Origin of the sequence: Mycobacterium sp., assembly GCF_035274705.1 — a bacterium.
In the GTDB taxonomy this organism is placed as follows: domain Bacteria; phylum Actinomycetota; class Actinomycetes; order Mycobacteriales; family Mycobacteriaceae; genus Mycobacterium.
Map to the genome: position 1 here is coordinate 1 of NZ_DATENY010000089.1, position 3,580 is coordinate 3,580.

The 3,580-nt window shown below is 65.6% G+C and carries 5 protein-coding genes; 3 read left to right on the forward strand and 2 right to left on the reverse strand.

Annotation, left to right across the window (positions count from 1 at the left end; translation table 11 throughout):
• The first annotated feature begins 107 nt into the window (after positions 1–107).
• The 3 genes from VJV41_RS19075 to VJV41_RS19085 all read left to right on the forward strand — a co-directional run bounded on the left by VJV41_RS19075 (position 108) and on the right by VJV41_RS19085 (position 1,283).
• Entirely contained in the window at positions 108–350 is a 243-nt protein-coding gene (locus VJV41_RS19075) for a winged helix-turn-helix domain-containing protein (RefSeq protein ID WP_325336501.1), read from the forward strand.
• Positions 351–454: 104 nt separating this feature from the next.
• Positions 455–763, forward strand: a complete 309-nt coding sequence (locus VJV41_RS19080; protein WP_325336503.1) for a hypothetical protein — start codon at positions 455–457, stop codon at positions 761–763.
• Between the two features lie 121 nt (positions 764–884).
• The gene (locus VJV41_RS19085) at positions 885–1,283 is read left to right on the forward strand and encodes an MmcQ/YjbR family DNA-binding protein (RefSeq protein WP_325336505.1); all 399 of its coding nucleotides are present in this window, start codon (positions 885–887) and stop codon (positions 1,281–1,283) included.
• 49 nt (positions 1,284–1,332) lie between these two features.
• Here VJV41_RS19085 and VJV41_RS19090 read toward each other — a convergent pair whose 3' ends face one another.
• Together VJV41_RS19090 and VJV41_RS19095 are read right to left on the reverse strand one after the other, a co-directional pair.
• Positions 1,333–1,710: a hypothetical protein gene (locus VJV41_RS19090; RefSeq protein WP_325336507.1), complete on the reverse strand. Its 378-nt coding sequence runs from the start codon at positions 1,708–1,710 to the stop codon at positions 1,333–1,335.
• Positions 1,707–3,173: a DinB family protein gene (locus tag VJV41_RS19095; protein ID WP_325336509.1), complete on the reverse strand. Its 1,467-nt coding sequence runs from the start codon at positions 3,171–3,173 to the stop codon at positions 1,707–1,709. Before VJV41_RS19095 ends, VJV41_RS19090 begins: the two co-directional genes overlap by 4 nt.
• Between the last annotated feature and the right edge of the window lie 407 nt (positions 3,174–3,580).

Sequence of the window (3,580 nt, forward strand, 5' to 3'; positions counted from 1 at the left end):
AGGTGGCGCGACAACCACGCTACTCCAACTTGTCTTCTCTTGTCTACCTATGTATCGGCTCGTAGCTGCCGATAGGCAGACGTGGACGCCTTCGTAGGTTGGCGCTCGTGAGCCAGCGACCGGTACGCACCGACGGACCCGTACCGGTCTACGTCCAGATCGCCGACTACGTCGAAGACGACATCAAAGCCGGCCGGCTCCAGCCCCACGACCGCATCCCCACCGAAAACGACATGCACGCCGAATGGGGCGTCGCCAGAACAACAGCCCGCCGAGCGGTCAACCTGCTACGCCAACGCGAACTCGTCTACACCGTCCCGCAACGAGGCACCTTCGTAAACCCGAACTAACCTCGGCCCGGTTGAGCCGATCCGCACACGCTTCTGCCGAATTGAGTGCGTCGTACATCCATCCCAAGCATGATCCCTTGTCTTCGATGGAATACGGTCGGGGCGTGACGATGCCGAGTGAGACGGAACTGTCCGGAGAGCTGCTCTTGGTCGCCATCGTCGAGATGTCGCCAGGGCAGGCCGCAGCCGGGCAGCGGTACGAGGACACGGTGTTGGGGCTGCTGGGTCGGCACGGCGGATCGGTCGAGCGGCGAATGCGCGGCACGGACTCGGCAACCGAGGTACAGCTGATCCGGTTCCGCTCACGAGCCGGATACGAGTCCTTCATGGTCGACCCAAATCGACTCGGCTACCGGGACGGGATCGGCGATGCCGCGCCCACCACGCGGGTAATCGAGGTACGTGACCTGTAGGCACACAGGTCCTCCGAGCTGGGCCCGATAGTCCTATGACGTCGGCGCGGCCCCGCCAACCCCGGAGACTCTGATGTGCTGATGTCGTACCCGGCGGGGAGGATGGGCGCGGGAGGTACAGATGAGCGACATCGCGGACGTTCCACCCGCCGTTGTGGGCCGGCTCCGGGTGATCTGCGGGGAACTGCCCGAGGCGTACGAGGAGCCGGCGTGGATCGGCCTGCGGTGGCGGATTCGCCGGCGGACGTTCCTGCACGTCTACACCACCGACGAGAGGCGGTCGGCGTACATCGATCTGGACGATCCGGCCATCCTGATGACCTTCCGGGCGCCGCCCGGGGAGTTGGCCGCGCTGGCGCATGCCGGCCCTCCGTTCTTCCGGGCCGACTGGGGTGTGAATGTCGTGGGAATGGTGCTGGACGACGAGACGGACTGGGTCGAGGTTGCCGAGCTGGTGACGGACAGCTATCGCGTGCAGGCGCCCCGCCGCCTCGCGTTCCGGCTGAAGGCAGGTGGATGAACCGCCGGCTACCTCCCCACGTTGCCGCTTATCCAGGTTCGGTGCTGATTCACGGTGGGATAGGTCGGGTTGCCGCACTGGCCAGAGATATTTCAGGAGACGATTCCGATGACGACATCACCCAGTGCCGCATGCTCCGGCCGTCTGGCCGGATTCGCGGATGCAGTTCATTCCCGGGCGTGATCTGCTTCACGAACTGGTAGATGCCTTCGCAGGTCCACCGCGGCGTGACATCGAGGAAGACCTCGCGTCGTTCGTTGGGGAAGCCCGCATTGCTGGTCTTTCCGTAGCCGGTCGTGACTACCTCGCCGGTCGGCACCGCGCCCTGGCTGGGCAGTGCGGGTGCGATGAGGGGCTCCGACAGCAAGATGGGCTGGTCAAGCGCAGGATCGCGAGATCGCCGTCCATTGCCGGGACGCGCCTTCACTCGGTTCGGGTATCGGCCTCGAGCACGGTGAGGTCGCGCACCGCGTACCGGTGATGCTCGGCCTCTTCCTTGAGCACGACGCTGAGGCAGCGGCGTACGACGTAGTCCTTGTCCGGGTAGTGGTCGGCCGGCTTGCGACCACATACCCGGTCGAGCTCGGCCTCGGTGAGCTCGTCGACGACCCGGCGCATCGTGGCCATGCGGGCGAGCCGCGGCGCGAGTACCTCGTCGAGCGTCGGGATGGCATCGAGGGTGAGCCCGAGGAGCTTCGCCGATGCTTCGGCCGGCATCCCGCCGCCAGGAAGGCCCAACGAGTGGTACGGCGCGTCCTCCTCGAGCACGGCGTTGCCGATCCAGGCATCGCTGGCCATCAGCAGATGCCGCTGCGTCTCGACGAACGACCACTCGCCGTCGACCTGCTCATGCAGCTTCGCCTCCGGTAGGCGCCTGGCACGGTCAAGCGTCTCCCCCCATTGCTTCTCGATGGCATCCCAAGCGGCCCGGTATTCGGCGGCGGACGTGGCCTCACGGGCCAGCACCCGGTTGGGATGCAGCCGATCGAGCTCGGCCTCGACGTAGGCGGTCACGTCGACGTCATTGACAACGACACGCTCGAAGCCGCCACCAAGGGAGACGTTACCCCCATAGCAGTCCACAATCTTCAGACCGGTGACGTCGCAATCGCGAATCTCGAGACCAGAGAGGTCGCACAGATGGATGCGGGCACCACGAAACTGGTCACCTTGGGTGTACTCAGCAGGCATGGGACAGCTTCCCGTATCCGTCCCGCCCCCGCAAGTGAATGGCACAACGTGAGGGTTGCGTATTGCGTCCGGGTGGGAGAGTGCGGGATCGAGCATCTTGGCGAGCGCTCGACGATCGATCTTGCCCGCGCGGTTGAGAGCCATCTCGTCCAGCCAGACGTAGACGCGTGGAATCATCGGCGCGGGTAGCCAACTACCCAGTTGGCTTGTGAGCAGCTCGTCGGGTCGCCGTTCGCCGACCAGATAGGCGACGATGGCCGCGCCGCCCGGGGTGTCCTCGCGCAACAGTGCCGCCGCGTCGACCACGCCTCGGCATGCGCGCAGGTTGTGCTCCACCTCGCCGATCTCGACCCGGTACCCACTGATCTTGATCTGGTCGTCGATTCGGCCGACGTACACGTAGTTCCCGTCCGGCTGAAGCCGAACGTTGTCCCCGGTGGCGCACATGCGCTCGCCGGGCCTCTCGGCGAACGGGTCCGGGAGGAACGAGGCCGCCGTGCGGCCGGGATGGCCGGGATAGCCTCTGGCAAGACCGGCGCCGGCCAGGTACATCTGGCCGGTGTCGCCGACCGGGACGGGGTTCAGCTCCTCGTCGAAGACATAGGTTCGCACGTTGCGGATCGGGCGCCCGATTGGGACCCACTGCGGGGTCGAGGCGTCGCAGGGATACCACGTCGCGGCCACCGAGGTCCTCGACATAGCCCCACACTCATCTGCCGCCGACAACGCGCGGTGGGGCGCACGCCGGGATGGGAGCAGATTGGGAGCAGCCGGGTGCTTCCAACTACGCTGAACTGCGCCCAACGGCGGTCAACCGCACTCAACTGCACCCACGCTTCTGCTGGTCAGTACAAAGTCGCAGGCCAGAGGCGGTGTCGACCGTTCGTTGACACGGAAGAGGTCACTGGTTCGATCCCAGTATCGCCCACCACAGTTGGCAGTGCGCGAACCATCCGATTCACGTCACGGTCGGTATGGGTCAGTCCATGGAGGGCTGGCCCTTCGTCGTTCCCGGCTAGCGGAAGTTTGAAGACGGGCCGGACGGTGTCTTCCGCGGTGATCGTGATCTCGTGGATCAGGGCTTCGAAAAGTGCCTTGCGGGCGTT

What these genes read in the sequence shown, in the direction of transcription:
- VJV41_RS19085 (WP_325336505.1), top strand. Translation starts at nt 885, where the DNA reads ATGAGCGACATCGCGGACGTTCCACCCGCCGTTGTGGGCCGGCTCCGG.
- VJV41_RS19095 (WP_325336509.1), bottom strand. Translation starts at nt 3,173, where the DNA reads ATGTCGAGGACCTCGGTGGCCGCGACGTGGTATCCCTGCGACGCCTCG.